Annotated in this window: 22 protein-coding genes; 12 read left to right on the top strand and 10 right to left on the bottom strand. The window is 70.0% G+C overall.

Going from position 1 to position 23,671, the window contains the following annotated elements; all coding sequences use genetic code 11:
• Window positions 1-16 precede the first annotated feature (16 nt).
• Genes ACWGI6_RS14225 through ACWGI6_RS14205 form a run of 5 tightly spaced genes read right to left on the bottom strand, consistent with a single transcriptional unit; the run spans window position 17 to window position 4,267 of the window.
• Window positions 17-1,030: a glycine betaine ABC transporter substrate-binding protein gene (locus ACWGI6_RS14225; RefSeq protein WP_453267753.1), complete on the bottom strand. Its 1,014-nt coding sequence runs from the start codon at window positions 1,028-1,030 to the stop codon at window positions 17-19.
• Complete coding sequence (locus ACWGI6_RS14220) at window positions 1,027-1,911, bottom strand: ABC transporter permease (protein ID WP_453267752.1); 885 nt, start codon at window positions 1,909-1,911, stop codon at window positions 1,027-1,029. Before ACWGI6_RS14220 ends, ACWGI6_RS14225 begins: the two co-directional genes overlap by 4 nt.
• Complete coding sequence (locus ACWGI6_RS14215) at window positions 1,908-3,146, bottom strand: ABC transporter ATP-binding protein (RefSeq protein ID WP_453267751.1); 1,239 nt, start codon at window positions 3,144-3,146, stop codon at window positions 1,908-1,910. The genes ACWGI6_RS14220 and ACWGI6_RS14215 overlap by 4 nt, the downstream gene beginning before the upstream one ends.
• Entirely contained in the window at window positions 3,139-3,786 is a 648-nt protein-coding gene (locus ACWGI6_RS14210; RefSeq protein ID WP_453267750.1) for an ABC transporter permease, read from the bottom strand. Before ACWGI6_RS14210 ends, ACWGI6_RS14215 begins: the two co-directional genes overlap by 8 nt.
• A 13-nt stretch (window positions 3,787-3,799) precedes the next feature.
• Window positions 3,800-4,267 carry an Lrp/AsnC family transcriptional regulator gene (locus ACWGI6_RS14205; RefSeq protein WP_069567503.1) on the bottom strand — a complete coding sequence of 156 codons (468 nt, stop codon included), beginning with the start codon at window positions 4,265-4,267 and terminating at the stop codon, window positions 3,800-3,802.
• 129 nt (window positions 4,268-4,396) lie between these two features.
• On the opposite strand from ACWGI6_RS14205, the gene hppD reads away from it, so the two are divergent.
• The 8 genes from hppD to ACWGI6_RS14165 all read left to right on the top strand — a co-directional run bounded on the left by hppD (window position 4,397) and on the right by ACWGI6_RS14165 (window position 14,062).
• Complete coding sequence (gene hppD / locus ACWGI6_RS14200) at window positions 4,397-5,563, top strand: 4-hydroxyphenylpyruvate dioxygenase (RefSeq protein WP_453267749.1); 1,167 nt, start codon at window positions 4,397-4,399, stop codon at window positions 5,561-5,563.
• A 112-nt stretch (window positions 5,564-5,675) separates the two neighbouring features.
• Window positions 5,676-7,040 carry an FAD-binding oxidoreductase gene (locus ACWGI6_RS14195; RefSeq protein ID WP_453267748.1) on the top strand — a complete coding sequence of 455 codons (1,365 nt, stop codon included), beginning with the start codon at window positions 5,676-5,678 and terminating at the stop codon, window positions 7,038-7,040.
• A 281-nt stretch (window positions 7,041-7,321) separates the two neighbouring features.
• Window positions 7,322-8,149: an FAD binding domain-containing protein gene (locus tag ACWGI6_RS14190; RefSeq protein WP_453267747.1), complete on the top strand. Its 828-nt coding sequence runs from the start codon at window positions 7,322-7,324 to the stop codon at window positions 8,147-8,149.
• The gene (locus tag ACWGI6_RS14185) at window positions 8,146-10,872 is read left to right on the top strand and encodes a molybdopterin-dependent oxidoreductase (RefSeq protein ID WP_453267746.1); all 2,727 of its coding nucleotides are present in this window, start codon (window positions 8,146-8,148) and stop codon (window positions 10,870-10,872) included. The genes ACWGI6_RS14190 and ACWGI6_RS14185 overlap by 4 nt, the downstream gene beginning before the upstream one ends.
• Window positions 10,869-11,840: an antibiotic biosynthesis monooxygenase gene (locus tag ACWGI6_RS14180; protein ID WP_453267745.1), complete on the top strand. Its 972-nt coding sequence runs from the start codon at window positions 10,869-10,871 to the stop codon at window positions 11,838-11,840. The genes ACWGI6_RS14185 and ACWGI6_RS14180 overlap by 4 nt, the downstream gene beginning before the upstream one ends.
• 77 nt (window positions 11,841-11,917) lie before the next feature.
• Window positions 11,918-12,241, top strand: a complete 324-nt coding sequence (locus ACWGI6_RS14175; RefSeq protein WP_453267744.1) for a hypothetical protein — start codon at window positions 11,918-11,920, stop codon at window positions 12,239-12,241.
• Between the two features lie 9 nt (window positions 12,242-12,250).
• A complete protein-coding gene (locus tag ACWGI6_RS14170; protein WP_393907325.1) occupies window positions 12,251-12,544 on the top strand; it encodes a ribosomal protein L7/L12 in 294 nt (97 codons plus the stop codon).
• A gap of 72 nt (window positions 12,545-12,616) precedes the next feature.
• Window positions 12,617-14,062, top strand: coding sequence for a dihydrolipoyl dehydrogenase family protein (locus ACWGI6_RS14165; protein ID WP_453267743.1), 1,446 nt, complete (start codon window positions 12,617-12,619; stop codon window positions 14,060-14,062).
• A gap of 18 nt (window positions 14,063-14,080) precedes the next feature.
• Here ACWGI6_RS14165 and ACWGI6_RS14160 read toward each other — a convergent pair whose 3' ends face one another.
• Both ACWGI6_RS14160 and ACWGI6_RS14155 read right to left on the bottom strand, forming a co-directional pair.
• A complete protein-coding gene (locus ACWGI6_RS14160) occupies window positions 14,081-14,443 on the bottom strand; it encodes a tetratricopeptide repeat protein (protein WP_453267806.1) in 363 nt (120 codons plus the stop codon).
• Between the two features lie 170 nt (window positions 14,444-14,613).
• Window positions 14,614-15,090, bottom strand: coding sequence for an SsgA family sporulation/cell division regulator (locus ACWGI6_RS14155; RefSeq protein ID WP_453267742.1), 477 nt, complete (start codon window positions 15,088-15,090; stop codon window positions 14,614-14,616).
• Window positions 15,091-15,326: 236 nt separating this feature from the next.
• On the opposite strand from ACWGI6_RS14155, the gene ACWGI6_RS14150 reads away from it, so the two are divergent.
• Window positions 15,327-16,883, top strand: coding sequence for an RDD family protein (locus ACWGI6_RS14150; RefSeq protein WP_453267741.1), 1,557 nt, complete (start codon window positions 15,327-15,329; stop codon window positions 16,881-16,883).
• A 157-nt stretch (window positions 16,884-17,040) separates the two neighbouring features.
• Window positions 17,041-17,829 (top strand): RDD family protein, encoded by a 789-nt coding sequence (locus ACWGI6_RS14145; RefSeq protein WP_453267740.1) that lies wholly within the window; start codon window positions 17,041-17,043, stop codon window positions 17,827-17,829.
• Here ACWGI6_RS14145 and ACWGI6_RS14140 read toward each other — a convergent pair.
• Window positions 17,821-18,177 carry a hypothetical protein gene (locus ACWGI6_RS14140; RefSeq protein ID WP_453267739.1) on the bottom strand — a complete coding sequence of 119 codons (357 nt, stop codon included), beginning with the start codon at window positions 18,175-18,177 and terminating at the stop codon, window positions 17,821-17,823. The two genes, ACWGI6_RS14145 and ACWGI6_RS14140, sit on opposite strands and share 9 nt — an antisense overlap.
• 400 nt (window positions 18,178-18,577) lie before the next feature.
• On the opposite strand from ACWGI6_RS14140, the gene ACWGI6_RS14135 reads away from it, so the two are divergent.
• Together ACWGI6_RS14135 and ACWGI6_RS14130 are read left to right on the top strand one after the other, a co-directional pair.
• The gene (locus ACWGI6_RS14135) at window positions 18,578-20,968 is read left to right on the top strand and encodes an immune inhibitor A domain-containing protein (RefSeq protein WP_453267738.1); all 2,391 of its coding nucleotides are present in this window, start codon (window positions 18,578-18,580) and stop codon (window positions 20,966-20,968) included.
• Between the two features lie 122 nt (window positions 20,969-21,090).
• Window positions 21,091-21,480, top strand: coding sequence for a hypothetical protein (locus ACWGI6_RS14130; protein WP_393907318.1), 390 nt, complete (start codon window positions 21,091-21,093; stop codon window positions 21,478-21,480).
• Window positions 21,481-21,497: 17 nt separating this feature from the next.
• On the opposite strand, the gene ACWGI6_RS14125 is transcribed toward ACWGI6_RS14130, so the two are convergent.
• Both ACWGI6_RS14125 and ACWGI6_RS14120 read right to left on the bottom strand, forming a co-directional pair.
• Window positions 21,498-22,094, bottom strand: a complete 597-nt coding sequence (locus tag ACWGI6_RS14125) for an isochorismatase family protein (protein ID WP_453267737.1) — start codon at window positions 22,092-22,094, stop codon at window positions 21,498-21,500.
• Window positions 22,095-22,268: 174 nt separating this feature from the next.
• Window positions 22,269-23,597, bottom strand: coding sequence for a nicotinate phosphoribosyltransferase (locus ACWGI6_RS14120; RefSeq protein WP_453267736.1), 1,329 nt, complete (start codon window positions 23,595-23,597; stop codon window positions 22,269-22,271).
• Between the last annotated feature and the right edge of the window lie 74 nt (window positions 23,598-23,671).

Below are 23,671 nucleotides of genomic sequence, written 5' to 3'. Positions count from 1 at the left end.
GGCCCCGCCCCGTGCCTCACCCCTCCTTGATGAACCCCTCCCGGATCAGCCAGTCCTTGGCGACCTCGTGCGGGTCCTGGCCGTCCACATCGACCTTGCGGTTCAGCTCCTGGGCGACGGTGTTGTTCAGGGCCTTGGTGACCGGGGCCAGGACCTCGGCCATCGCCGGGTACTTCTTGAGGGCCGCCGCGTTGATCTCGGGCGCGACGTTGTAGTTGGGGAAGAAGTGCTTGTCGTCGGCCAGGACGTGCAGATGCATCGCCTTGATGCGGCCGTCGGTGGTGAAGACCTCGCCCAGCGCACAGGTGCCCTTCTGCGTCTCGGTGTAGACGACGCCGCCGGTCATCTTGCGGACGTTGCCGGAGGGCACGTTCATGCCGTACGCCCGCGCCATGCCCGGCAGGCCGTCGTTGCGGGTGGCGAACTCGTTCTCCACGCACATCGTCACGGCGCCGGGGTTCTTGTGGGACAGCGTCGCGACCTCCGAGAGGTTGTGCACGCCCAGTTTCTTCTGGTTTGCGGTGTTCAGGGCCAGCGCGTAGGTGTTGTTCAGCCTTGAGGCCGGGAGCCAGACGATGCCGTTCTTGCGGTCCTCGTCGCGGACCGCCTTCCACTGCTCCTGCGGGTCGACGATCGGCTTGGTGTGGCCGAGGTAGGTGATCCAGCCGGTGCCGGTGTACTCGTACGCGGCGTCCGCCGTGCCGGACCTGACCGCTTCCCGCGCGCCGATCGAGCCCTGGATGCTGGTCTTGTCGATGACCTTGGCGCCGGCCGCCTCGAAGATGATGCCCATCATCTGGCCGAGGACGATCTGCTCGGTGAACTCCTTCGAGGTCACGGTCAGCTGCGCCCCGGTGAGCGGGCGGTCCGGGTAGCCGGCCTTTGGCCCCGGCAGCACGGTGTCGCTCATCGCGCTGCCGCTGACCAGGCCGCATCCGCTGAGCACGGTGGCGAGCAGCATGACGACGAAGCGGGCTCCCCGGCGCCTTCCGGGACGGCGGCGCCGGGCCGGACGCGGGTGATTCCTCATGCCGTTGCCTCCAGTCCGCGCGGCCGCAGCAGCAGTTCGGCGAGCGACGCCAGCCATTCGACCAGCAGGGCGAGCGCCACGGTGAGCACGGAACCGAGGATCAGTACGGGCATCCGCTGGGTGACGATCCCCGCAGAGATCAGGTCACCGAGGCCGCCGCCCCCGCCGAAGGTGGCCAGCGTCGCGGTGCCGACGTTCAGTACCAGCGCGGTGCGGACGCCGGCCAGGATCAGCGGTACGGCCAGGGGGAGTTCGACCTTGGTCAGCACGAGGGTGGGGGACATGCCGATGCCGCGGGCGGCCTCGGTCAGCGTCGGGTCGATGCCGCGCAGCCCGGCGATCGTGTTGGCGAGGACCGGCAGCACGGCGTAGATGACCATGCCGACGATCGCCGAACGGGCCCCGATGCCCAGCCAGATGACCAGCAGGATCAGCAGACCCAGGGCCGGGATGGCCTGCCCGAGGTTGGCGAAGGCCATCGCGACCGGAGTGGCCCTGCGCAGCTTGGACCGGGTCAGCGCGATGCCCAGCGGGATCGCGATGATCAGCACGAAGAAGGTGGAGATCGCGGTGAGCTCGATGTGCTGCTGCAGCGCCAGCCACACCTTGCCGTTGTCGACCGCCTGGTGGGCGATGGAGTCCAGGCGGGCGCCGCGGAACCACAGCCAGGTGGCGAGCAGCGCGGCCACCAGGAAGGCCGGCATGAAGGTCCACTTCTGCCAGCTGATCCGGCGCCGGCCCGGGGTGGCGGGCGCGGTGGGCGCCTCACCGGCCGCCCGTTCCCGCTCCTGCATCTCGACGTCGTCACGGAAGGCGAAGGCCTCGTGGTCGCTCGGTGGGCGCTCGCTGTCCCGCGGACCGCTCCCGTCACGGGGGCTCATGCCTCCAGGCCTTCCTGTTCCAGGTGCGTCTGTCGGGCGCGCTGTTCCTGGAGCTGGTGCTGGTGCTCCAGGGCCTCCATCCGGTCCGCCTCCAGCAGTTCTTGGACGTTGTTCATCAGCGTCTCCATGTCGACCACGCCGATGTACTCGCCGCGCCGCCCGGTGACCGCGACCCGGCCCGCGCTGTCGGTGAGCACCGCCTCCAGCGCGTCGCGCAGCGTCGCATCCCGGGTCACGGTGTGCTGTACCGGCGTCCCGGCCCGCGCCAGCGACTCCTTGGCGAGGGCCAGATCGCCGCGGCGCAGCCACTTGTACGGGCGGCGGTTGGGGTCCAGCAGCAGCAGTTCGTTGTGGGAGCCGGAGCGCAGCCGGTCGAAGATGGACTCCAGCGGGTCATCGGTCGCGGCGGTGGGGAAGTCGACCACGCCGACGTCCCGTACGCGGGTCAGGTTCAGCCGTTTGAGTGCCGCTCCCGCGCCGACGAAGCCGGAGACGAAGTCGTCGGAAGGGTTGGTGAGGATGGCCTCGGGGGTGTCGAACTGGGCGATGTGCGAGCGCTCGCGGAGCACCGCGATACGGTCGCCGATCTTGATGGCCTCGTCGAAGTCGTGGGTGACGAAGCAGATGGTCTTGTGCAGCTCGTGCTGGAGCCGGATCAGCTCGTCCTGGAGGTGGTCGCGGGTGATCGGGTCGACGGCGCCGAACGGCTCGTCCATCAGCAGGACGGGCGGGTCGGCGGCGAGGGCACGGGCCACCCCGACGCGCTGCTGCTGGCCGCCGGAGAGCTGGCGCGGATAGCGGCCGTGGAATTCGCGCGGGTCCAGGCCGACCAGGTCGAGCATCTCCTCGACCCGGTTCTTGGTCTTCGACTGGGACCAGCCGATCATCTTCGGGACCAGTGCGATGTTCTGGGCGACCGTCATGTGCGGGAAGAGGCCGGACGACTGGATGGCGTAGCCGATCGTGCGGCGCAGCTTGACCGGGTCCATGTCGGTGACGTCCTCGTCGCCGATCCGGATCCGCCCGGAGCTCGGCTCGATCAGCCGGTTGATCATCTTCAGGGTGGTGGACTTACCGCAGCCCGAGGGCCCCACGAGGATCACGATCTCGCCGGCCTTGATCTCCATGTTGACGCTTTCCACCGCGGGGACGGGGTTCCCCTGATAGATCTTCGTCAGGTTTTCGAGCTGGATGCTCGCACCGGAGGTGGTGGTGGTCTCGGGCGTCTCAGGCACGGATCCCCCTGGAGATGGTCAGGCGTCCGATCAGGACGTAGGCGGCGTCGAAGAGAAGAGCGAGGATGGCGATCCCGAGGGTGCCGGAGAGCACCTGATTGAGGGAGTTGGCGCTGCCCAGCGAGGCGATCCCGCGGAAGATCTCGTTGCCCAGGCCGGGGCCGGAGGCGAAGGCGGCGATGGCGGCGATGCCCATCAGCATCTGGGTGGCGACCCGGATGCCGGTGAGGATGGGCGGCCAGGCAAGCGGCAGCTCGACGCGGAAGAGCCGGGCGGTGCGGGACATCCCGATGCCGTTGGCCGCGTCGACCAGGTCCGGGTCCACCCCGCGCAGCCCGACGATGGCGTTACGGACCACCGGCAGCAGCCCGTACAGGGTCAGCGCGATCACCGTCGGGGGGACGCCCAGGCCGACGATCGGGATCAGCAGACCGATCAGGGCCAGGGAGGGGATGGTCAGGATGGTGGCGGTCGAGGTGGTGGCGAGGTTGCCCGCCCATTCGCTGCGGTAGGTCATCACGGCGATGAAGACCCCCAGCACGGTGGCGAGCACCATGCACTGGAAGACCGCGCTGGCGTGCTGATACGTATCCGTCAGCAGTTGGGTGTGCCGGGTGCCGACGTACTCCCAGAAGCTCACTCGGTCTCCTCGGTCAGTCTCCCGATGCCTGTTTCACCAGCGGGATGATTCGCAACGGAACCGGATTTTCCATCACGATTGCCGTTGATGCCCGCACGATCCCATCAAAGCCCACAACCCGGTCGATCACCCGCTGTAGATCGGCGTTGGACCGGGCGACGAGCCTGCAGAGCATGTCCCCATGTCCCGTCGTTGTATGCAGCTCCAGCACCTCGGGAACGGTCGTCAAATGGGCCCGTACATCATTGCCTTGGCCCTGTTTGATCTCAAGTGTCGCGAATGCGGTCACGGGATATCCGAGCGCCGCCGGGTCCACATCGGGCCCGAAGCCCCGGATCACTCCATTCGACTGAAGCCGGTCGAGCCGGGCCTGGACCGTCCCGCGCGCCACCCCCAGCCGCCGGGACGCCTCCAGGACGCCGATCCGCGGCTCCTCGGCGAGCAGCTCCAGCAGCGCCCCGTCCAAATGATCGATCGCCATCGCTCGCACCGTCCCTTTTGATGGTCACCATGTACAGATAGCTCGGCCGCTTCGTGCATTCGCTAGGCATAATGCCCAGAGGATTCGCAAACTATTGCGCACCTTGTGGATCGGGGGGACTCTGCGGACATGGCAGACACCACGATGCACACCCCGACCCCGACCCAGTCCGCAGCCCCCGACACGGCCCGGCAGGCGGACCCCTTCCCGGTCAAGGGGATGGACGCGGTCGTCTTCGCCGTCGGCAACGCCAAGCAGGCCGCGCACTACTACTCGACCGCCTTCGGCATGCGGCGCGTCGCCTACTCCGGCCCGGAAAACGGCAGCCGCGAGACCGCGAGTTATGTGCTCGAATCCGGCGGCGCCCGGTTCGTGTTCACCTCCGTCATCAAGCCCGGCACGGAGTGGGGCCGCTTCCTCGCCGACCATGTCGCGGCGCACGGCGACGGTGTCATCGATCTCGCCATCGAGGTCCCGGACGCCCGCGCCGCCTACGAGCACGCCGTCGCCCACGGCGCCACCGGCCTGGAGAAGCCCTACGAGATCGAGGACGAGCACGGGACCGTCGTCCTGGCGGCCATCGCCACGTACGGCAAGACCCGGCACACCCTCGTCGAGCGCTCCGGCTACCAGGGCCCCTATCTGCCCGGCTTCGTCGCCGCCGAGCCGCTGGTGGAGACCGGCCCGCGGCGCTTCCAGGCCATCGACCACTGCGTCGGCAACGTCGAACTCGGCAAGATGAACGAGTGGGTGGCCTTCTACAACAAGGTCATGGGCTTCACCAACATGAAGGAGTTCGTGGGCGACGACATCGCCACCGAATACAGCGCGCTGATGTCGAAGGTCGTCGCCGACGGCACGCTCAAGGTCAAGTTCCCGATCAATGAGCCCGCGATCGCCAAGAAGAAGTCGCAGATCGACGAGTACCTGGAGTTCTACGGCGGCCCCGGCGTCCAGCACATCGCGCTGGCCACCAATGACATCGTCGCCAGCGTCCGGGCGATGCGCGCCGCCGGTGTGGAGTTCCTGAACACCCCCGACTCCTACTACGACACCCTCGGCGAGTGGGCCGGCGAGACCCGGGTGCCCGTGGAGACGCTGCGCGAGCTGAAGATCCTGGTCGACCGCGACGAGGACGGCTATCTGCTGCAGATCTTCACCAAGCCGGTCCAGGACCGGCCGACCGTGTTCTTCGAAATGATCGAGCGGCACGGCTCCATGGGCTTCGGCAAGGGCAACTTCAAGGCCCTCTTCGAGGCGATCGAGCGGGAGCAGGAACGGCGCGGCAATCTCTGACCGCCCGCCCGTCACCCGACCTGCACCTCCGGAAGACCGCGCTGCGCGCTGAGCTCACCGGTGGGCCGTACACGATCTTCCGTGTGCGGCCCATGGGTGCGAGGCTGAGGGCATGGACCTCATCGCACGGCTGCGCACCGGACTTCCGGGTGAAGCGATCCTCACCGATCCCGACGTCACCGGCTCCTACGCCAATGACATGGCGAGTTTCTGCGAGGCCGGGACGCCCGCCGTGGTCGTCCTGCCGCGCACCGTCGAAGAGGTCCAGCACATCATGCGGACGGCCTCCGAGCTGCGGGTCCCGGTCGTCCCGCAGGGGGCGCGCACGGGCCTGTCGGGCGCCGCCAACGCCTCCGACGGCTGCATCGTGCTCTCCCTGGTCAAGATGGACCGGATCATCGAGATCAGCCCCGTCGACCGGATCGCGGTCGTCGAGCCCGGCGTCATCAACGCCGTCCTGTCCCGCGCGGTGAACGAACACGGCCTCTACTACCCGCCGGACCCCTCCAGTTGGGAGCAGTGCTCCATCGGCGGCAACATCGGCACCGCCTCCGGCGGCCTGTGCTGCGTCAAATACGGGGTCACCGCCGAGTACGTCCTCGGTCTGGACGTCGTCCTCGCCGACGGGCGGCTGCTGACGACCGGCCGGCGCACCGCCAAGGGCGTCGCGGGCTATGACCTCACCCGGCTGTTCGTCGGCTCCGAGGGGAGCCTGGGCATCGTCGTACGCGCCGTCCTCGCGCTCAAGCCGGAGCCGCCGCAACAGCTCGCGCTGGCCGCCGAGTTCCCCTCCACCGCGGCCGCCTGCCAGGCCGTCTGCGAGATCATGGCCCGCGGCCACGCCCCCTCGCTGCTGGAGCTGATGGACCGTACGAGCATCCGCGCGGTCAACGACATGGCGCAGATGGGCCTCCCGGACAGCACCGAGGCGCTGCTGCTGGCCGCCTTCGACACCCCCGAGCCGGCCGCCGACCTCGCCGCCGTCGGGGAGCTGTGCACCGCGGCGGGCGCCACCGAGGTCGTACCCGCCGAGACCGCCGCCGAGTCCGATCTGCTGCTGCAGGCCCGCCGGCTGACCCTGACCGCGCTGGAACAGGTCAAATCCGCCACCATGATCGACGATGTCTGCGTCCCGCGCTCCCGGCTCGCCGAGATGCTCGACGGCACCGCCGCCATCGCCGAGAAGTACGGCCTGACCATCGGCGTCTGCGCCCACGCCGGCGACGGCAACACCCACCCCACCGTCTGCTTCGACGCCGCCGACCCCGACGAGTCCCGCCGGGCCCGCGAGTCCTTCGACGACATCATGGCGCTCGGCCTTCAACTGGGCGGCACCATCACCGGTGAGCACGGCGTCGGTGTCCTGAAGAAGGAGTGGCTGGCGCGGGAACTGGGGCCGGTGGGAGTGGAGTTGCAGCGCGGCATCAAGGACGTCTTCGACCCGCTGGGGATTCTCAACCCCGGAAAGCTTTTCTGAAGCACACGGGCCCCGGCGCCGTTCCGTGCCGTGCGGTCGGCGATTTTACTCGTCGTTGCGGGCAGGCGCAGAAATGCTGATTCCCCGCCGAGGTCCTGACGTGGCAAGAGCGGACCTTTCTGCCTATCCTGAACACGAATATCTGCGTCCGCCGGTCCTTTCGTGAGGAGTTCGACCGCGGCGGCCATATTTCGACCGCGTCGGCCATATATGGATTCCGTCGCTTGAGGTTGCGCCGTTCCCCGCGCGCACGATTTTCGTCGTGAGGGAGATCAGTTCCCATGGACCTCAACACCATCACCGAAGTCGTCCGGCGACCGTCCGACCGGCCAGGCGCGGACTGGCGGGCGGGCGATGCCTGGCTCGCCGGCGGAACCTGGCTGTTCTCCGTGGAGCAGCCGGGCCTGCGCCGCCTGATCGATCTGACGGCGCTGCGTTGGGAACCCCTCGTCCCGGGCGAAGCGGGCCTCGGCATCGGCGCCACCTGCACCATCAGCGAGCTGTACGCCCATGCGCTGCCGGAGGAGTGGACCGCGGGCCCCCTCTTCAGGCACAGCTGCGAGGCGTTCTTGTCCTCGTTCAAGGTCTGGAGCTCGGCGACGGTCGGCGGCAATATCTGCATGTCCTTGCCGGCCGGCCCCATGATCACACTGACGGTCGCACTGGAGGCACAGTACGAGCTGTGGGCTCCTGACGGGACCGCGCGCACCGTCGATGCCCTCACCTTTGTGACCGGCAACAAGGAGAACATTCTGGCCCCCGGAGAAATCCTGCGGCGCATCGATATTCCGGCGCACGCCCTGCGGAAACGCACCGCGCACCGCAGCTTCTCGCTGACCCGCCTCGGCCGTTCGACGGTATTCCTCATCGGTACGCAAACGCCGGGAACGCGCGATCTGCTGCTCACCGTCACCGCCGGCACCACACGGCCGGTGCGCATGGCCTTCGACACCGTGCCCGACGCCCGGAAGCTGCAGCAGAGCATCGACGCCCTCCCCGCCGACGTCTGGTTCGACGATCCCAACGGGACTCCCGACCACCGCCGTCATCTGACACGGCACTTCGCCGAAGAGATCCGTCGCGAACTCACGGCCGGGGGCCCGGCATGACCTACCTCGTGAACGGCAAGCGCTTCGACGAAGAACCGGACCCCGGCCAGTGCCTGCGCACCTTCCTCCGCGCCCTCGGCCACCACGGCGTCAAAAAGGGCTGCGACGCAGGCGATTGCGGTGCCTGCACGGTGTGGCTGGACGGCAGTCCGGTACACAGCTGCATCACCCCCGCTTTCCGCGCGGACGGCCGTGCGGTGACGACGATCGAAGGGATCGGGTCCCCGGGAAACCTGCATCCGGTGCAGCGGCAGTTCCGCGACGCCCCGGGATTCCAGTGCGGTTTCTGCACCGCTGGGATGATCATGACGTCGGCAACGTTCACCGAGGCCCAGAAGGCGGACCTGCCAAGGGCGTTGAAGGGCAACCTCTGCCGCTGCACCGGTTATCGAGCGATCGAGGATGCCGTGAAAGGCGTCGTCGGCGTGGCGAAGGCAGCGCCGGGAAAGGCCGTCGGGACGAGCGTCGGTGCGCCGGCGGCCGATGACGTGGTGACCGGTCGCGCCGCGTTCACGATGGACACGCACCTCGACGGCATGCTGCACCTCAAGGTGCTGCACTCACCCCACGCGCACGCCCGGATCGTCTCGATCGACAAGACCGCCGCGCTCGCGGTTCCCGGCGTACACCGGGTCTACACCTGGGAAGACGTGCCGCGCAGGCGCTTCAGCACGGCGATCCACACCGACCATCTCGTGGATCCGGACGACACCTACGTCCTCGACAGCACCGTCCGCTTCGTCGGCCAGCGCGTCGTCGCGGTCCTGGCCGACTCCGTCGGGGCGGCAGAAGAGGGCTGCCGACGGGTCGTCGTGGCGTACGAGGTGCTGCCGGCGGTATTCGACCCCGAAGAGGCAAGGGCAGAGGGGGCGCCACAACTGCACGGCGCGGTGGACCCCTTCGTCCTCGACCCCGTCCACAACACCTTGGTGGAGATCCATTCGCACCTCGGCGATATCGACGCGGGGTTCGCCGAGGCCGATGTGATCCACGAAGGCACGTACTTCTCCCCACGGGTGCAGCACGCGCATCTCGAGACCCACGGCTCGATCGCCTGGATGGAGGACGGCCGCCTGAACGTCCGCACCAGTTCGCAGTCACCGTCGATCGGGAAGGTCAAACTGGCCCGTCTGTTCGCGCTGCGCCCGGACCGGCTCCGGGTGTTCTGTGCCCGCGTGGGCGGCGGCTTCGGCGGCAAACAGGAAGTGATCTCGGAGGATCTGGTGGCACTCGCCACCCTGGACACCGGGCGGCCGGTCTCCTTCGAGTACACCCGAGAGGAGGAGTTCACCACCGCCTCGCCACGGCATCCGATGACGCTGACGGTCAAGCTCGGCGCGAAGGCGGACGGAACGCTCACGGCGCTCCAGGTCCGTACCGTGTCGAACACGGGCGCCTATGGCAATCATGCCGGCGAAACGCTGTATGCGGGCGGCGCCGCCCTCATGCTCTACCGCTGCCCGCACAAGAAGTACGACGCGTTCTCCGTCTACACCAACACCGTGCCGAGCGGGGCACTGCGCGGTTACGGGATGACGCAGCCGTCGTTCGCCGTGGAATCGGCGATGGACGAACTCGCACGCGCCCTGCACATAGATCCGCTCGAACTGCGACGGCGCAATATCGTGCGACCGGGCGATCCGCTCCTCGCCCTGCACGAGGGCCCCGACGACGTGGTGTTCACCGAGGACGGGCTCGCGAAGTGCATCGACCTGGTGGACGAGGCCATGGCCCGTACCGCGAAGGAGCCGCCGCCCGGCCCCGGGTGGCTCGTCGGGGCCGGTGTCGCGAGTTCCCTGCACGAGACCGCGCCGCCGACCGAACACCTCTCCGAGGCCTGGGTCACGCTGGGCGACGACCTCGTGTACGAATTGGCCGTCGGCACCGTCGAATTCGGCGAGGGTACGTCGACCGCGCATGTCCAGATCGCGGCCAACCAGCTGGGCACGACCCCGTCGCGGATCCGCCTGGTGCAATCCGACACCGACCGCACGGGATTCGACACCGGCGCCTTCGCGAGTGCCGGCCTCTTCGTGGCGGGCAACGCGGTACTCCGAGCGGCCAATGCCGTGCGCGACCGCATCCTGGAATTCGCCGCCGCTTACACAGGTGAGCATCTCGTGATGTGCTCGATGGACGACGAGAGCGTCCTCTGCGGTGACCGGCGGGTGCCGTTGGCGGAGCTCGTCGCATCCGCCCGAGCGCGCGGCATCCGGTTCACCGCCGCCCGCAAGGCCCACGGCTCACCCCGCAGCGTCACCTCCAATACGCAGGGGTTCCGCATCGCCGTCCATCAGGTGACCGGGGAGATCCGCATCCTTTACAGCGTCCAGGCGACCGACGCCGCCGTCATCATCAACCCCGCGCAGGTCCGGGGACAGGTGGAAGGCGGTGTCGCCCAGGGAATCGGCTTCGCCCTCACCGAGAACCACCATGTCGACGCGAACGGAGTCATGGTCAACCCGAACTTCCGCAATTACCGCATCCCCGCCTACGCCGACATCCCCCGCACCGACGTGCTGCTGGTGGACTCGGCGGATTCCGTCGGGCCCCTGCGGTCGAAGGGGATCGCGGAATGCTGTATCAACCCGGTGGCTCCCGCGCTGGCGAACGCGCTCCATGACGCCACGGGCGTCCGCTACCGCGCGCTGCCCCTGGCACCGGAACGCATTTACCGACGGCTCGGCGAAAGCGCGCCGGTGACGACGGGCCTGCGCACATGACCACCGGAAGGTCGGAAGGTGCCGAGGCGACGGTCATCATCGGCCAGAAGGTCCGGCCCGGCCTGGAGCGGGAGTTCGAAGCGTGGCAGGAGGCCCTCAACGCCGCTGCCGCCGACTACGACGGTTTTCTCGGCGCCGAGATCTCCCGGCCGACACCCCTGCAACCCGACTGGCTGGTCGTCTACCGATTCGACTCGATAGCCCATCTGCAAGCGTGGATCAACAGCGCCACCCGGCAGAGCTTTCTCGACCGCGGCAGCGCCTATCGTGACGGCCCGGCAACCCAGCAGGTCGTCAGCGGCGGCATACGGCCACCGGACCCGCTGGTGACCGTTGTGGTCACCCACCGCGTCCACCCGGAACACGTCGACGCCTTTCTCGCCTGGCAGCGCCATATGGACCGGGAGGAGAGCGCCTTCGAAGGTTTTCGCGGAACCGAACTCTTCCGTCCGGTCGAGGGGCTTCAGGACGAATGGACCACGCTGTACCGATTCGACAGCGCCGAGCACCTCGATGCCTGGCTGACGTCGCCCGAGCGGCAGGGACTTCTCGCCGAGGGCGAGAGGTTCCACGACTTCCGCATGCGCACGATCGACAGCTCGTTCGGCAGCTGGTTCGCCTTCGAGAAGAACGGCAGGGAAGCGCCGCCGCCCTCGGAGACCAAAACCTCCGTCGCGGTCTGGGTCGGCCTGTACCCGACCGTGGTGCTGCTGACGCTCCTGCTGTCACCGCTGAAGATGCGGCTCTGGCTCGGGCTGCTCGTGGGCAACCTGCTGTCGAGCTTCATCATGAGCTTCGTGACGATGCCCTTCTACGTGAACCCGCTGCTGAGGCGGTGGCTGCGGCCACGCCCGGACGCACCGGCGACGAAGACCAACCTCGTCGGCCTCGGCACCGTCGCCGCGGTGATGGTGTTCTGGGCCGTGGTCTTCTACCTCGTGACGACCCAGATCCTGCATCTGCCCTGATCCGGCGCCCCCGAACGCCGCCACACGGGCCAGTGCCCGGATGTACACGGCAGGGGAAAGGACGGTTGACTGCCCCCATGACGATCAACGATCCGCACAGATCCGGCGAGGGCATGGTCACCTTCCGCGTGACCGGCCAGGGCGTCGACGACCTCAGCTACGCCGTCCAGGCGCCGGGTGACTCCGGCGGCGAACAGCAGGTGGTCCGGCCCGAATTGCCGTGGTTCGTGGTGACCGACGCACGGGGCGTGGGTGCCATGCCGATGCTCACCCTCACCCTCGACGGGCCGGACGCTTACGCCGAGTGCGAGATCCTGACCGACGGCGCACCGGCCGTCCGCGGCACCGTGCACGGTCCCGCGGCGACTGCCGTGTTCATGGCACGCGCCGCCGCCTCGTAGAGTGCCGCCATGGAATCCGCGTCCCTCATCGCCATAGCCGTCCTCCTGCTCGGCGCCTACCCGGCCGCGCTGGCCAGTGACCGCCGGGCCAAACGGCTGGAAACCCGGCTCCAGCGGCTGGAACGCAAGATGGACCTGCTGCTCGTGCAGGCCGGGATCGTCGAGCCGGAGCACCCCAGGATGGCCGAGATCGACGCCCTGCTGGCGCAGGGCAAGAAGATCCAGGCCATCAAGGTGCACCGCGAGGTGACCGGTTCCGACCTCGTCGAGGCCAAGGAAGCGGTCGAACGCCGGATGCGCTGACGCCCCGTTGGGCAGAGGATGGCCAGAAGGACCCGCCGGGCCACCTCATGCCGACGCAGGAAGCGAGAGCCGATGGCAGCGACCGAAGCGACCAATGCCGCTGATGAGGCGTATGACGTCATCGTGCTGGGGGCGGGGCCGACCGGTGAGAACGTCGCCGACCGGGCGCACGCCGCCGGGCTGAGCGCGGTGGTGGTGGAGAGCGAACTGGTCGGCGGCGAATGCTCCTACTGGGCGTGCATGCCCAGCAAGGCCCTGCTGCGCCCGGTCACCGCCCGCTCCGAGGCGCGCCGGGTCCCCGGCCTCAAGGACGCCGCGGATGTGCCGCTGGACGTGCCCGCGGTGCTCGCGCACCGAGACGAGTTCGTCTCCTACTGGAAGGACGACGGACAGGTCCGCTGGCTGGACTCGGCCGGCATCGACCTGGTACGCGGCCACGGCCGGCTGGCCGGGCCCCGGCGGGTGGTCGTCGACGGCGGACGGGTGCTCAGCGCGCGGCATGCGGTCGCGGTGTGCACCGGCAGCCGCGCGGTACTGCCCCCCATCCCCGGGCTCGCCGAGGCCAGGCCCTGGACCAGCCGCGAAGCCACCAGCGCCAAGGCCGTGCCGGGCCGCCTGGTCGTGGTCGGCGGCGGCGTGGTGGGCGTCGAGATGGCCACCGCCTGGCGGGCCCTGGGCTCCTCCGTGACGCTGCTGGTACGCGGCGACGGGCTGCTGCCCCGTATGGAGCCCTTCGCCGGCCGTCTGGTCGCGGAATCGCTCGCCGAGGCCGGGGTCTTCCTGCGGACCGGCGTCGAGGTGCGCGCGGTGCGCCGGGAAGCCCCGGGCGGCCCGGTCACCGTCGAGCTGGACTCCGGCGACGAGATCGTCGCCGATGAGCTGCTGATCGCCACCGGCCGGGCCCCGCGCACCGAGGACGTCGGCCTGGAGACGGTCGGCCTGACCCCCGGCTCCTGGCTGGACGTCGACGACAGCCTCCGGGTGACGGGGGTGACCGGTGGCTGGCTCTACGGCGTCGGCGACGTCAACCACCGCGCGCTCCTGACCCATCAGGGCAAATACCAGGCCAGGATCGCCGGCGCCGCGATCTCCGCGCGCGCCCGGGGCATCCCCATCCTGGAGTCCGACCCCTGGGGCGCGCACGCCGCCACCGCGGACCACCTCGCCGTCCCGCAGGTCGTCTTCAGCGACCCCGAAGCCGCCTCGGTGGGCCTGACCGCCGCCGCGGCGGAGGAGGCCGGGTACCGCACCCGGGTGGTCGACCAGGATCTGGCGGCCGTCTCCGGGGCGGCCCTGTACGCGGACGGCTACCGCGGCCGGGCCCGGATGGTCGTCGACCTGGACCGTGAGGTGCTGCTCGGCGCCACCTTCGTCGGCTTCGGGATCGGCGAACTGCTGCACTCCGCGACGGTCGCGGTGAGCGGCGAGGTCCCCATCGAGCGGCTGTGGCACGCAGTGCCCTCCTATCCGACGATCAGCGAGGTGTGGCTGCGGCTGCTGGAGGCGTACCGCGGCTGAGGCGTCGCGAAGGGGCGCTCAGGCGTCCGCGCCCAGCGCCGCGGCGATCCGCAGCTGCCCGGCGGCCTCGCCGGCACGCCCCTGGCGCTCCAGGGTGCGGCCCAGCATCAGACGGGCGTACGCCTCGACCGGATCGCGGTCCAGTACGGCCCGCAACTCGGTTTCGGCGCGCCCCAGTTGGGCGGAGTGGTAGTAGGCACGGGCGAGCAGCAGCCGCGGTGCGACCGGCCGTGGGTCCTCGTCCACCACGCCGCGCAGGATCCGGGCCGCGGCCGTGAAGTCCTTCGCCTCGAAGAACAGCTGGGCCCGCGCCCAGCGGTCGGCGGCGGCGCCGTGCTCGTAATAGTCCGCGTCGTACGCCGTGGAGCCGGTGCCGAACACCGCGACACCGGTGCCGTACGCCGTGGAGCCGGTGTCCTGACCTGTCCGTGCGCGGTAGCTCTCGTTCATACCGCGCCCAACAGTGCGGCCCCCGGGAACATTCCACCGGGCCGGCGCGGTGCGGCGTCGGCCTCCCCGCCCCGTCCCCCGAAGGCCCGGTACGTCACCCCCTACGCCCCGGGCTCGGGGGACTCGTCCGAGGGCCGCGGGCCGCTCGGCCACAGATCGTCCGACGACGCCATGGCGAGCAGGTCGCCCAGCCCTTTGTCGAGGTCCAGATGCCGCTGCTCGGACCCCGGCGGCACCATCCGCAGGGTGCGCTCCAGCCATGCGGAGACCGCGGCGGCCGGTGCCTCCAGCAGCGCCTGGCCGTTCGGCGAGTCCAGCTCGATGCAGACCAGGCTGCGGCCGTCGAGCTTGGTCGGCCACACCCGCACATCGCCGTTGCCGCACGGCCGGAACACGCCCTCGACGAGCAGTTCGCGGGCGAAGGTCCAGTTGACCGGGGAGTGCGAACCGATATGAAACGTGACATGGACGGCGTACGGGTCGTCCGTCCGGTACGTCAGCCGGGCCGGCACCGGAACGCTCCGCTCCGGTGACAGGACCAGGCCCAGCTCCAACTCTCGCTCCACCACGGTGTGCATGACGTCCGCCTCTCTCCGCTCCCCGCGGACACCCGGTACCGGGCCCGCATAGAGGAAGAGGCGCCGGGCGCCGGACCATTACACGACTTCGTACAACTTTTTTGCCGCGCCTCTTACAGGTGGTCGTGGGCGGGCATGGGCACCGATGCAACCGGGGTCTGATAGATGTGGACGCCGCGTTGCGGCAGACTGCATCCCACACCCACCAGGCCGAGTACAGATACGGGACTTCGGACATGAGCGCTCCTACCTCAGGATCCGCCGGCGGTAGCCCCACGCCAGGCTTCTACCCGGACCCGTCCATCCCCGGCTACATCCGGTACTGGAACGGTGCCGCATGGGTGCCGGGTACCAGCCGGCCCGCCCCCGCCGAGGGCGAGGCGATGCCCGCGCCGCCACCCGGCATGGCCCCGCCGCCCACCCCCGCCGTCGAGGAGACCGGCCCGGTCTTCTTCGACGAGGAGGAGGCGGCCGGCGGCTCCGCGATGCCGGCCGTACGCCGGAGCGGCGAGGTCGAGGCCCGGCCCGCGGTCGGCTGGGACGACCCGGCCCGGCTGCACGGCACCAGCCCCGAACCGGCGGCCGCCTGGCAGGCCGACGCCTCCCGGCAGGGCGGCTACGGCAACGAGACCGACCGCCGGATCTCCTGGGGCTCACCGGACCAGGCGCCCCCCGGTACGCCGTCGGGCGCGCCTTCCTGGGGTGCGGTGCCGCCGCAGCGCGAGGAGCAGGCCGGTGCCGAGGCACCGGCCGGCGAGGCGCCCGGTGCGTCCTCGCCCGCCCCGCGCCCGGAGCGCCCGACCGACGGGACGGTCGCCATCCGGGCCGTGAACCCGGCCGCCCGCCGCGGCGGGAACTCCGGCGACCAGGGCACCACCGCGATCCGTGCGGTACGGCCCGACGCCGGCCAGCCCGCCAAGGGCGGCGAGACGATGGCGATCCGGGTCGCGGGCGGCGGCCGTACCCCGTCCGCCGCGCCCGCTGAGGGCTCCCCGCAGTCGCTGCCGTCCGTCGGCGCCCAGCAGCAGGGCCGCCCGGCCCCGCAGCACCAGGCCCCGCAGCACCAGGCCCCGCAGAGCCAGGCTCCCCAAAGCCCCGCGCAGCACCCCGCCCCGCAGCACCCCGCCCCGCAGAGCCCGGCGCAGCAGACCCCCGGTCCGGGGGCGTCCGCCCCCTCGGCCGGCTTCCCGCCGCAGGGCGGTAGCGCACCGGCCGGGTCCGGCGCGCAGGGCGCCGACGCCGACGGCGTCATCCCCTGGAAGCCGCCGGCCGCCGCCGATCCCTTCCAAGCCGCCGCCCAGGCTGCGCAGGGCCACCCGGCGGGCCTCGGCCGCAGGCTGGCGGCCCGGCTGATCGACACGCTGGTGCTGGGCGCGCTCACCTCCGCGGTGGCCGTCCCCATGTGGAGCACCGTCACGGACCACATCGACGCCAAGGTCGAGGCGGCCAAGCAGTCCGGCCGCCAGGTGACGGTCTATCTGATCGACGGCACCACCATCCCGGTCCTCGCCACGATCCTGGCCGTCCTGCTGATCGGCGGTGCGCTCTACGAGGCGCTGCCGACCCTCAAGTGGGGCCGCACCCTGGGCAAGAAGCTGTGCGGCGTACGGGTCCTGGACATCGAGGGCCATGACACCCCGACCCTCGGGGCGGCGCTCAAGCGCTGGTTCGTCTACAGCGTGCTCGGCGTGCTCGTCGTCGGTGTGCTGAACGTCGTCTGGTGCGTGTTCGACCGGCCGTGGCGCCAGTGCTGGCACGACAAGGTCGCGCGGACGTTCGTCGCCTCCGGCTGAGGCACCTCGCCGGGGCGGCCGTCCGCCCGTCCCGTCCGTGACCCGTGCCGCGGTGGCCGAGCGCCGCCGCGGCACACCGCTCCCCGACGGGCGGTTTCCGTCCCCCGAACGGACTTCGCCGGATGCGGCGGGCCCTGACAAGGGGTCGACTCGGGCCATGAGTACCGACCAGCCCCGGCCCGGCCCCGGTGAGCCACCGGAGAACGACCCGTTCCTGAAGAAGCCGCAGGAGCCCTCGGCGGGCGGCGCTCCCCGTAACAGCTCTCCCCGTGAGAACGGCTCGCCTCGTAACCACGCTCCGCGCGGCAACGGCGCGGGTGGCGACGCTGCGGGCGGCGGTGCGGGCGGTACGCCACCCCCGGGAGGCCCGCCGCCCGGTGGCACCCCGCCGCCCCCGCCGCCCTCGTACGGCAGCGGCCCGTATGCCGGCGATCCCTACGGCGGGCAGCCCGGCCCGGCCGATCCGCTGGCCGGGATGCCGCCGCTGGCGAACCGCGGCCGGCGGCTCGTGGCGCGCATCATCGACGCGATCATCATCGGTGTGCCGGTGTCCGTGATCATGACCCTGATCGTCGGCGGGGTGGACTACTTCAGCACCGACAGCGTGGAGGCCGGTAGGCAGTCGACGGTATCGGGTGTCACCATGCTGGCGTATCTCATCTACGAAGGGCTGATGCTCTCCAGTCGCGGCCAGACCCTCGGCAAGATGGCGATGAAGATCCGGGTGGCGATGCTCTCGAACGGCTCGACCCCGACCAACCAGGCGGGCTGGACCCGGGCCGCCGTCTATACGCTCCCGGAGATCATCCCGTGCTGCGGTTTCATCTTCTGGCTGGTCAACGTCCTGTGGTGTACCTGGGACAAGCCGTACCACCAGTGTCTGCACGACAAGGCGGCGAAGACCGTGGTGGTGTCCACGGAGACGGGCGGCGCCCCGTCAGCGTGAGTGCTCGCCGACCCGGGCGTCCGTGGCGGCGGCCGGGCCGGTGAGGTTTCCCCAGCGGGCGAGGGGAGGCGCCGCCACGGGCCGGACGTGCTCGGGCGGCGTCGGTACGGCCCGCAGGGGGGCGGGCGCGGCGGGCGCCTTGGCCCGTGCGAGACGCCGGCGGACCACCCGCGGCACCCCGGGCATCGGGACCGTCATGGCGACCAGCAGCCCGAGCCCGAGCCCGGCGATGGCGATGACCGCGACCCCGACCCCGGTCTGCGTCTGCGAGAGCAGCAGCATCGCGAGGGTGGAGAGAAAGACGGTGGCCGAACCGTAGGCGAGCTGTGCGGCAGTCGGTCGAGGCATGACGGAATCCGTCCTCGGAGGGTCGGCAGGGGGGTGTCGGTCAAGGGCGCGCCATCAAACGAGCCTACGGTCGTTACTGCCCGAACGGAACGCCAAGTAAGCGTGACCTAACCCACGGTTCGGGTGCACGGGGGGCGCACAATGCCGCCTCGCGTGTGTATTCGCGCTGCCGTCATGGCTGTTGGGGGCGGGGGCGCATGCCCAGCGGGCATATACACCGGGTCCCTGCCGCAGGAGATGACGCCCGACGTGACGCTGCCGTCCGGTGTCCGATACCCGTAACTCGCGGACCGAGTAACGTACTTCGCTGACGTGCCCAAGTCAAGACCTGTCTTTTTCCCCGTAGTTCCGGTCGAATGCCCTCGAACAGTGACCGGTTCGAAGGGGAGGACAGCGCCAAGTGAGAGAACACAGAACGGTGTTCAGATCGGCCGCCCTGGCCACGGCAATCGCCGCGATCGGGGCGGCCGCTTTGTCTTCGGGGGTGGCCGCGGCCGATGCGCAGGGCCCGTCGCCCGTAGCCAGGCGCCATGACCCGGCTCCCGAGCGGACCGTGGATCATGACCTCAAGGGGCCCTTCAGCGACCGGCAGGCGGCCGCGCGCAAGGAAGCGCTCCAGGAGGTCATCTCCGGTGACGCCAAGGCGACCGAGCGGGGCGGCTCCAAGGTCGTCAAGCTCGGCAAGAGCAAGTACGTCGAGCTCGCCCGGCAGAAGACCGACAAGATCTTCACCATCCTCGTGGATTTCGGCGACAAGGTCGACGACACCACGATGTTCGACCCGGACGGCGACGGCCCCAAGCCGCCGGTGAAGAAGTACGGCGGCGATCCCGGCCCGCTGCACAACCGGATAGCCCAGCCGGACCGTGCCAAGGACAACAGCACGGCCTGGCAGAAGGACTTCAACCAGAAGCACTTCCAGGACCTCTACTTCTCGCACGACAAGAAGAAGCAGTCGCTGGCCAAGTACTACGAGAAGCAGTCCTCGGGCCGCTACTCCGTACAGGGCGAGGTCTCCGACTGGGTCAAGGTCGACTCGAACGAGGCCCGTTACGGTTCCAACTACTGCGGCCAGACCAACTGCGCCAGCGCCTGGGACCTGATCCGCGACGGTGTCAACCAGTGGGCCAAGGACCAGAAGGCCAAGGGCCGCACCGACGCCGAGATCAAGACCGACCTGGCCAAGTACGACCAGTGGGACCGCTACGACCACGACGGCGACGGCAACTTCAACGAGCCCGACGGTTATATCGACCACTTCCAGATCGTGCACGCCGGCGAGGACGAGTCCGCGGGCGGCGGTGTCCAGAAGACGAACGCGATCTGGGCGCACCGCTGGTACGCCTACGGCACCGACGCCGGCAAGACCGGTCCGGGCGCCAACAAGGCGGGCGGCACCCAGATCGCCGACACCGGGATCTGGGTCGGCGACTACACCATGCAGCCGGAGAACGGCGGACTCGGCGTCTTCGCCCACGAGTACGGCCATGACCTGGGCCTGCCGGACGAGTACGACACCAGCGGCACCGGCGAATCCTCGGTGGACTTCTGGTCGCTGATGTCGGGCGGCTCCTGGCTCGGCACCGGCAAGAACTCCATCGGCGACCTGCCCGGCGACATGAGCGCCTGGGACAAGCTGCAGCTGGGCTGGCTCAACTACGGCAAGGCGAAGGCCGGGAAGAAGTCCACCCACAAGCTGGGCGTCGCCGAGTACAACACCAAGAACAAGCAGGCGGTGGTCGTCGAACTGCCCGCCAAGCAGGTCAAGACCGACATCGTCGCTCCCGCGGAAGGCTCCCACCAGTGGTGGAGCGACATGGGCAACGACCTGAAGAACACCCTGTCCCGGCCGGTGGACCTCACCGGTAAGGCCAAGGCGTCGCTGACGCTCAAGGGCTGGTGGGACATCGAGAAGGACTACGACTACCTCTACGCCGAGGTCTCCACCGACGGCGGCAACAACTGGACGGCCCTCGACGGCACCGCGGGCGGCAAGGCCATTCCGCGCGACGGCAGCGACAAGCCCGCCCTGACCGGCACCGTCGACGCCTACCAGGACCTCGCCTACCCGCTGGACGCCTATGCGGGCAAGAAGATCGACCTCCGCTTCCGCTACCAGACCGACGGCGGCGCGGCGCAGAAGGGCTTCGCGGCCGACAGCATCGGCGTCACCGCCGACGGCCAGCCGCTCTTCGGCGACAACGCCGAGAACGGCGACAACGGCTGGACCAGCAAGGGCTTCTCGCGCATAGGCGCGTCCTTCACCAAGGACTACCCGCAGTACTACATCGCCGAGAACCGCCAGTACGTGTCGTACGACAAGACCCTCAAGGTCGGCCCGTACAACTTCGGCTGGACCACCGCCAAGCCGGGCTGGGTGGAGCACTTCCCCTACCAGAACGGTGTACTGATCTGGCTGTGGGACACCTCGCAGCCGGACAACAACGTCGGCCAGCACCCCGGCTACGGGCAGATCCTGCCGGTCGACGCGCACCCCAAGGCCGAGCGGTGGACCGACGGCAAGCTGATGCGCAACCGCTTCCAGTCCTACGACTCGACCTTCACGCGCTTCAGGACCGACGCCCTGACCCTCCACAAGGACGGCAAGGCGGTCAAGATCAAGTCGAAGCCGGGCGTGACGCTCTTCGACGACCGGCACGGCGTCTACTACGACAAGGCGAACCCGACCGGCGGTGTGATCGTTCCTGACACCCACACCCGGATCAAGATCACCAACGAGGCCCGGGATGGCTCCGCGGTGACGCTTCGGGTCGGGTCAGCCGGTAAGTAAAAGGTAAAATCGCAGGTCAGAGGCTATTCAGCCGCCGCCCCCTAGCGGGCGGCGGCTGATTCGCGTTTAGATGCGTTCTACAGTTCCTTGTTGACGCGAAGTCTCACGGGGGAGATATGACGATGTCCGGTGGTGGTTTCATCAGGCTTCCTGGCGGAAGCGTGGTGGTCGCCCTCTCGCTGCCCAGACCGCCCCACGGGGCGCGGGCCGGCCTGTACGACTGCGGTTGCCGGGTGCGGGTCCTGGTCCATGCCGTGAACCGCCAGCGCGCCCTGACCAGGCTGCGCAATCTCGGGCTGCGGGCCGTCTACCTGCGCGGCAACACCGAGCCGCCGACACCCGACGAGATCACGGCCGTACTGCACCATCCGGACGGCCTGGTCTGGCGCGAGGCCCCGGAGGACGACACCGAGTCGTGGCACCCGATACGGGCGCTGCTGCGGAATCCGGCCCTCCCGGGCAGAGGGGAGGAGCCGGACGGGGACGACGAGCGCCCCGCATCGGCCGCCTGACGGGCCCCGCGCGCGGCTCAGCCGCCGAGGACCACCGGCTTGCCGGTCAGCTCGGCACCGGCCGCGCGCAGCTCCTCCAGCGCCCGCTCGGTGGTGTGCGCGGCCACGCCCGCGGTCAGATCCAGCAGGACGTGGGTGCGCAGCCCGGACCTGAGCGCGTCCAGGGCGGTGGCCCGTACGCAGTGGTCGGTGGCGATACCGACCACATCGACCTCGCTGACGCGGTGCGCGTGCAGCCAGTCCGCGAGCGAGCTGCCGTTCTCGTCCGCGCCCTCGAAACCGCTGTAGGCGCCGGTGTAGGAGCCCTTGTCGAAGACCGCGTCGATGGCGCCGGAGGCGATCGCCGGGGCGAAATTGGGGTGGAAGCCGCTGCCTTCCGTGCCGGCCACGCAGTGCACCGGCCAGGAGTGCTCGTAGTCCGGGGTGTCGGAGAAGTGGTCACCGGGATCGATGTGGTGGTCCCGGGTGGCCACGACATGGCGGTAGCCGCCGCAGGCCGCCTGGCCGATCAGATCGGTGATGGCCGCCGCGACATCCGCACCTCCCGCCACCGCGAGGCTGCCGCCCTCGCAGAAGTCGTTCTGCACATCAACGACGATCAATGCCCGGTGCATGGTGCGTGCCTTCCGGCTGGGAATCGGGGGAGGGGCGCGGAGTGGTGGTGTGACCGAGGGTAGCCACTGGACGGGGATTGCGGGAGTGGTCCGGAGCCCGGCAGCGCGACGGCCGCCGGGCGCGGTGTACGGCGGCGGCCGCCCGGCACCCCGCTCACGGGCGGTGGCGCCGGGTCAGACGTACTCGGTGGGCAGGACGGCCTCGCCGCGGGAGAGCTGGGTCGCCGACAGCGGCAGCTGGGCGCGGGCGGCGATATGCCGGTCGCGAGCCGCGTCCAGCGGCTCGCGGGCCACCACCTTGCCGCCGCTGACCAGCGGCACCAGCAGCTGCCGGTCGGCCAGCTCCGCCGGGACCGGCCCGGTGCCGATGACCTCGGCCACGGCCACACCGTCCTCGTCGAGCCGGCGCGCGGCCCATTTACGGCCGCCGAGCGAGGTCTTGGCGCCCATCGACTTCTTCGCGACCGGCCGCAGCGAGGCGCCGGGCTCCTCGCTGTCGGCGCGGGCGACGAGCTTGTAGACCATCGAGCAGGTCGGGTGCCCGCTGCCGGTCACCAGCTGGGTGCCGACGCCGTACGCGTCCACCGGGGCGGCGGCCAGCGAGGCGATGGCGTACTCGTCCAGGTCGCTGGTGACCACGATCTTGGTCTTGGTGGCGCCGAGCTCGTCCAGCTGCTGGCGCACCCGGTGGGCGATCAGCAGCAGATCACCGGAGTCGATCCGGACGGCGCCGAGGCCGGGGCCGGCCACCTCCACGGCCGTGCGCACCGCCTCGGTGACGTCGAAGGTGTCCACGAGCAGGGTCGTACCGCTGCCGAGGCTCTCGACCTGTGCGGTGAAGGCGTCCCGCTCGGTGTCGTGCAGCAGGGTGAAGGCGTGGGCGCTGGTGCCGACGGTGGGGATGTTGTAGCGGAAGCCGGCCGCCAGGTCGGACGTGGTGTGGAAACCGCCGACGTACGCGGCGCGGGCCGCGGCCACCGCCGACAGCTCATGGGTGCGTCGGGCGCCCATCTCCATCAGCGGGCGGTCGCCGGCCGCCACCGACATCCGGGAGGCGGCCGCGGCCACCGCGGAGTCGTGGTTGAGGATCGAGAGGATCACCGTCTCCAGGAGGACCGCCTCGGCGAAGGTGCCCTCGACCCGCACGAGCGGGGAGCCGGGGAAGTAGACCTCGCCCTCCGGGTAGCCCCAGATGTCGCCGCGGAAGCGGAAGTCGGCCAGCCACTGGAGCGTCGGCTCGTCGAGGATGTCGCGCTCGCGGAGGAAGCCGAGGATCGTCTCGTCGAAGCGGAAGTTCTCCACCGCGTCCAGCACCCGGCCGGTGCCGCCCACCACGCCGTAGCGGCGGCCCTCGGGAAGCCGGCGGGTGAAGACCTCGAAGACCGAACGCCGGTCCGCGGTGCCGGACCGCAACGCGGCCTGCAGCATGGTGAGTTCGTACTGGTCGGTGAAGAGTGCAGTCGACGGCACGGCCACCGGCAGCCCCAGGTCTGCTGTGTTCATAGGGGAGATGCTACCCCTCATACTCGTCACTTTGACGATAGCGGGTCGGGTGCCTCGGGGCGCCCCAGGCGGCC

Source organism: Streptomyces sp. NPDC054786 (assembly GCF_053611685.1).
This window is presented reverse-complemented; position numbering and strand designations above follow the sequence as displayed.